The 5,731-nt window shown below is 72.2% G+C and carries 6 protein-coding genes; 2 read left to right on the forward strand and 4 right to left on the reverse strand.

Annotation, left to right across the window (positions count from 1 at the left end):
- Positions 1 to 31: 31 nt before the first annotated feature.
- Positions 32 to 604, forward strand: a complete 573-nt coding sequence (fxsA, locus tag AOJ26_RS34920) for an FxsA family membrane protein (protein WP_053852377.1) — start codon at positions 32 to 34, stop codon at positions 602 to 604.
- 85 nt (positions 605 to 689) lie between these two features.
- On the opposite strand, the gene AOJ26_RS34925 is transcribed toward fxsA, so the two are convergent.
- From AOJ26_RS34925 to AOJ26_RS34940, 4 genes are all read right to left on the reverse strand, one after another.
- On the reverse strand, positions 690 to 1,064 hold the full coding sequence (locus AOJ26_RS34925; protein WP_003977404.1) for an RNA polymerase-binding protein RbpA: 375 nt from the start codon (positions 1,062 to 1,064) through the stop codon (positions 690 to 692).
- 267 nt (positions 1,065 to 1,331) lie between these two features.
- Positions 1,332 to 2,687 (reverse strand): MFS transporter, encoded by a 1,356-nt coding sequence (locus AOJ26_RS34930; protein WP_053852378.1) that lies wholly within the window; start codon positions 2,685 to 2,687, stop codon positions 1,332 to 1,334.
- Between the two features lie 66 nt (positions 2,688 to 2,753).
- Positions 2,754 to 3,521: a glycerophosphodiester phosphodiesterase gene (locus AOJ26_RS34935; protein ID WP_053852379.1), complete on the reverse strand. Its 768-nt coding sequence runs from the start codon at positions 3,519 to 3,521 to the stop codon at positions 2,754 to 2,756.
- Positions 3,518 to 4,207, reverse strand: coding sequence for a YczE/YyaS/YitT family protein (locus AOJ26_RS34940; RefSeq protein ID WP_234358749.1), 690 nt, complete (start codon positions 4,205 to 4,207; stop codon positions 3,518 to 3,520). The genes AOJ26_RS34935 and AOJ26_RS34940 overlap by 4 nt, the downstream gene beginning before the upstream one ends.
- Before the next feature lie 64 nt (positions 4,208 to 4,271).
- Here AOJ26_RS34940 and AOJ26_RS34945 point away from each other — a divergent pair.
- Positions 4,272 to 5,731: PLP-dependent aminotransferase family protein (locus AOJ26_RS34945; protein WP_053852381.1), on the forward strand; the 1,460-nt coding region annotated here is incomplete at its 3' end.

The following is a 5,731-nucleotide window of genomic DNA, read 5'->3' on the forward strand; positions in this document are numbered from 1 at the left end:
GTGGTGAGCCGCGCCCAGGCACACTGGACGCATGACGACAGGCACCCCGACCTCCACGCACCCCGCCCGGCCCCGCCGCTCCCGACTGCGCACCTTCCTGCCGCTGGGCGTGGCCGCCTGGCTGGTGCTGGAGATCTGGCTGCTGACCGTGGTCGCCGGCGCGGCGAGCGGGTTCGCGGTGTTCCTGCTGCTGGTCGCCGGCTTCGTGCTCGGCTCGGTGGTCATCAAGCGGGCCGGCCGCCGCGCCTTCCAGAACCTGAACGAGGCGCTCCAGCGGGGCGGCGCCCCCTCGGGCTCCTCCGGCAGCTCGGGCAACGGCCTGATGATGCTGGGCGGCCTGCTCCTGATGATCCCCGGCCTGGTCTCCGACGCGGTGGGCCTGCTCCTGCTGGTCCCGCCGGTCCAGAAGGCGGTCGGCCGCCGTGCCGAGCGCACCTTCGACCGCAAGCTCCGCGCCGCCGCCCCGGGGACCCTGGGCGACGCCTTCCAGCAGGCCAGGATCCATCACCCCGACGGCAAGGTGGTCCAGGGCGAGGTCATCCGCGACGCGCACCACGGGCCCGAGGACACCCCGCAGGACCGGAGGCCTCCGCTCACCCGCTGATCCGGGCGCGGGCAGCACAAAACCGCGGGCGCGGTACGTGAGTCACGTACCGCGCCCGCGGTTACTTGTATGCGCTGTTTCCCGCTCAGGCCGACTTGCGGCTGTCCCGGGGATGAACTGCGATGTTCATCGCGCCGGAACGAAGAACCGCCAGACGCTCCTCGAGGACCTCTTCGAGTTCCTCTCGGGTGCGTCGCTCCATCAGCATGTCCCAATGCGTACGCGCGGGCTTGGCCTTCTTCTCTTCAGGGCCGTCGCCGTCCACGAGGAGTGCCTGGGCCCCGCAGACCTTGCACTCCCACTCCGGCGGGATCTCCGCCTCGACCGAGAAGGGCATCTCGAAGCGGTGCCCCTTCTCGCATGCGTACTCCACGGCCTGGCGCGGGGCCAGGTCGATGCCGCGGTCCGTCTCGTAGCTGGTCACCACGAGGCGCGTGCCGCGAAGAGCTCGCTCACTCATGAATCGTGCCTCCCGGGCTTGTCGCCCACAGGACAGGTGTCGCTGTCGTCGTCATCCGGTCAACGTCCGGTCGGCGGTAAAGATTCCCGTTCCGGGTCCCGTCCCGGGCAATGCGTCGCCGTCGTAGCCGCCCCTTGTTGTACCCACCAGCGCCCGGTTTGTCACATCTGCTAGCAGATGTCACCCAGCGTTTCGGCATCTTTGACGCGCAGTAACGGTACGCCTGGCAGGCCAAACGCGTACACTACAGCGCTTTGGTGTCGAACGCTAAATCCTTTCGGGTACGGGATTGCCCGCGTCGCTGATCGCCCGGCGCACCGGAACCCGTGCGAGCAGGGCGAATCCGATGACGAAGAAGGCCACCAGCGAGATGATCGCGTCCCGGTAGCTTCCGGTCAGCTGGTAGGTGATCCCGAACAGCAGCGGACCCAGCCAGCTCATCCCGCGGTCGCTCATCTCGTACGCCGAGAAGTACTCGGCCTCCTTGCCCGGCGGGACGAGGTGCGAGAACAGGGAGCGGGACAGGGCCTGGCTGCCGCCGAGGACGAGCCCGATGCCGGACGCGAGGACGAAGAACCACACGGGCGCGCCGGCCGGCAGGAAGTACCCGGCCGCCAGGATCACCGCCCAGGCGACCAGCGAGCCGAGGATGGTCCGCTTGGCCCCGTAGGTCCGGGCGAGCCGGCCGAGGGCCAGCGCTCCCGCCACCGCGAGCACCTGCACCAGGAGCACGGCCGCGATGAGCGTCGACTGCCCGAGGTCCAGTTCCTCGGATCCGTAGACCGACGCCTGGGAGATCACGGTCTGGATGCCGTCGTTGTAGATCAGGTACGCCAGCAGGAAGGCGAGCGTGAGCGGGTGGCGGCGCATGTCGCGGACGGTGGCCGCGAGCTGCCGGAAGCCCGGCGAGGTCGGTTCCCCCGCCTCCCGCGCGGACGGGCGGCGGTCGCGCAGCCGGCTGAGCGGGATCAGCGCGAAGCCGCCCCACCACAGGCCGGCCGAGGCCAGGCAGACGCGGACCGCGGTGCTCTCGGAGAGCCCGAAGGAGTCGTGGCCTATGTAGAGGACGAGGTTCACGACCAGGACCAGGGCGCCCGCCGCGTACCCGAAGGCCCAGCCCTTGGAGGAGACGGCGTCGCGCTCCTCGGGCGGGGCGATCTGCGGGAGGTAGGAGTTGTAGAGCATCATGCCCACGGACTGCGCCGCGTTCGCCACGACCAGCAGGAGGCCGCCGAGGAGATAGCGGTCGCCGCCGAGGAAGAACATGCCGGTCGTCGCCGCGGCCCCGGTGTATGCGGCGGCCGCCAGGAGGGGCTTCTTGCGGCCGCCGCGGTCGGCGGCGGCCCCCACCAGGGGCATCACCAGCACGGCCACGATCACCGACAGGGACACCGAGTACGCGAAGAAGGAGCCGGCGCGCACCGGGATGCCCAGCGGATGGACGTAACCGTCCGCGTCCGCCGCGTTCTTGGCGACCGACGTCAGATAGGGGCCGAGGAACACGGTGAGCACGCTCGTCGAGTAGACGGAGCACGCCCAGTCGTAGAAGTACCAGCCGCGCTGCTCACGCCGCCGTTCGGCGGCCTCGTCCGCCGCGCCCGCCCGCACGGTGTCGGTGCCCACCCGTGCCCTCGCTTCCCCGAGAAGGTGCCGTGCGCGGGCAGGGGGGACGGGCGGGCCGGACACGGGTCAGACCCAGACGCCCCGGTCCTCCATGACCTTGCGCAGTGTGTCGATGTGATCGGTCATGATGCCATCGACTCCCAGGTCCAGGAGCCGGTGCATCCGATCGGGCTCGTTGACGGTCCACACGTGCACCTGGAGCCCGCGCGCGTGGGCGGTGCGCACGAAGCGGTGGTCGACCACCTGGATGCCGGACTGCGCCTCGGGCACCTGCGCGGCGACGGCCGAGCGGCGCAGCGCCGCCGGGACTCCCCAGGAGCGCAGCCGCAGGTTGAGGACCCCCCGGGTGCCGTACGACGTCGCCAGGCGCGGCCCGGCCAGGCGCTGGGCGCGCATCACCCGCGCCTCGGAGAAGGAGCCGACGCAGACCCGGTCCCAGGCGGCCGTGCGTTCGACGAGCTCCAGCAGCGGCCGCAGGGCGGGCTCGTCCTTGACGTCGACGTTCCAGCGCGCCTCGGGAAAGGTCTCCAGGAGCTCCTCGAACAGCGGCACCGGTTCCGTGCCCGCCACACGCGCGTGCCGTACCTCCGCCCAGGGCAGGTCCGCTATCCGGCCCGCCCCGTCGGTCACCCGGTCCAGGGTCGTGTCGTGGAAGGCGACCAGCTTGCCGTCCGCGGTGGCGTGGACGTCGGTCTCCAGGTACCGGTAGCCCGCCTCGACCGCCCGCCGGAACTGGGAGGCGGTGTTCTCCAGACCGTCCGCCGCCCCGCCCCGGTGGGCGAAGGGGATGGGGCCGGGATGGTCCAGGTAGGGGTGGCGTGTCGGCGAGGTCACGGACGCAGTATCGCTCCCCGCGGTTGCCCGCCGGCAACGACCGTGCTGCCGTCGGATGCCGGGGGAACGGCGAACACGCGCAGGAAGACCTGGGCGAGCGGGCCGATCGACACCGCGTACAGGACGGTTCCCGCGCCGATGGTGCCGCCGAGCAGGAAGCCCGTGACCACGACGGCCACCTCGACCGCGGTCCGCATCAGCCGGATCGAGCGCCCCGTCCGCCGGTGCAGCCCGGTCATCAGGCCGTCCCTGGGGCCCGGGCCGAAGCTGGCGGCGATGTAGAGGCCGGTGGCCACACCGTTGAGCACGATCCCGGCCAGCAGGAGCGGGATCCGTACGGCGAGAGCGTCCACGTCGGGGACCGCGGCGAGGGTGGCGTCCATGGCGACGCCGACCACGAAGACGTTGGACACCGTGCCGAGGCCCGGCCGCTGGCGCAGCGGGATCCACAGGAGCAGCACCACCGCGCCGACGATGATCGACACGACGCCGATGGACAGCCCCGTCAGCTCGGCGAGCCCCTGGTGCAGCACACCCCAGGGCTCCAGGCCCAGGCCCGCCTCGACGAGCAGCGCGGAGCTTGTCCCGTACAGAGCGAGTCCGACGTACAACTGGATCAACCGTCGTGCCAGACGGCTCTGCGTGGACAAGGCGGGTCCCCCTGTGGTGGTAGTGGCCTGATGCATGACACCCTGTGGCTTGGGATGACACACCATCCATGGCCAATTCGGGGAAGGTGGACTGATTTCAGTGGCGCAGTGGACCTCTGCGGTGGGCGCGGCGCAGCTCGCCCGGCTGCTCAACTCCCAGCAGGACCGGCCCGCGGGGCCGGGCACGCGCCGCCCGCCGGCCTACCGCGCGCTCGCCGACGGCATCCGCCTGCTGGTCCTGGAGGGACGAGTCCCGGTCGCCGCCCGCCTTCCGGCGGAACGCGAGCTGGCCCTGTCCCTGTCCGTCAGCCGTACGACGGTGGCGGCGGCCTACGAGGCGCTGCGGGCCGAGGGGTTCCTGGAGTCCCGGCGCGGCGCGGGGAGCTGGACGGCCGTACCCGCCGGGAACCCGCTGCCCGCCCGCGGTCTGGAACCGCTCCCGCCCGAGGCCCTCGGCTCGATGATCGACCTGGGCTGTGCGGCCCTGCCCGCGCCCGAGCCGTGGCTGACGCGTGCGGTGCAGGGGGCTCTGGAGGAGCTGCCGCCGTACGCCCACACGCACGGTGACTACCCCGCGGGGCTTCCCGCCCTGCGCGCGATGATCGCCGAGCGGTACACCGCGCGGGGTATCCCGACCATGCCCGAGCAGATCATGGTGACGACCGGCGCGATGGGCGCCATCGACGCGATCTGCCACCTGTTCGGCGGCCGGGGCGAGCGCATCGCGGTGGAGTCCCCGTCCTACGCGAACATCCTTCAGCTCATGCGGGAGGCGGGCGCCCGGCTGGTGCCCGTCGCGATGGCGGAGGGGCTGAGCGGCTGGGACATCGAGCGCTGGCGGCAGGTGCTGCGGGACGCGGCGCCGCGGATCGCCTATGTCGTCGCCGACTTCCACAACCCCACGGGCGCGCTGGCCGGTGAGGACCAGCGGCGGCAGTTGGTGGAGGCGGCGCGGTCCGCGGGGACCGTGCTGGTGGCGGACGAGACGATGACCGAGCTGTGGCTGGACGAGGACGTCTCGATGCCGCGGCCGGTGTGCGCCTTCGACCCGGCCGGCTCCACCGTGGTCACCGTCGGCTCCGCCAGCAAGGCGTTCTGGGCGGGGATGCGGATCGGCTGGGTCCGGGGGGCGCCGGACGTGATCCGCAGCCTGGTCGCCGCCCGCGCCTACGCCGACCTCGGGACGCCGGTCCTGGAGCAGTTGGCCGTGAACTGGCTGTTCAGCACCGGGGGGTGGGAGCAGGCGGTCGAGCTGCGGCGCGGCCAGGCCAGAGAGAACAGGGACGCGCTGGTGGCGGCGATGCGCAAGGAGCTGCCGTCCTGGGAGTTCGAGGTGCCGCGAGGTGGTCTGACGCTCTGGGTGCGCGCCGGGGGCCTGTCAGGGTCGCGGCTGGCCGAGGTCGGCGAGCGGGTGGGCGTGCGGGTGCCGTCGGGGCCTAGGTTCGGGGTCGACGGCGCCTTCGAGGGGTATGTGCGGTTGCCGTTCACGGTCGGGGGAGCGGTCGCCGAGGAGGCCGCGGCTCGGCTGGCCGCGGCGGCGCGGGTGGTGGAGAACGGGCG

The sequence above is a fragment of the Streptomyces sp. NRRL B-24085 genome, assembly GCF_001282115.1.
Lineage (GTDB): Bacteria > Actinomycetota > Actinomycetes > Streptomycetales > Streptomycetaceae > Streptomyces.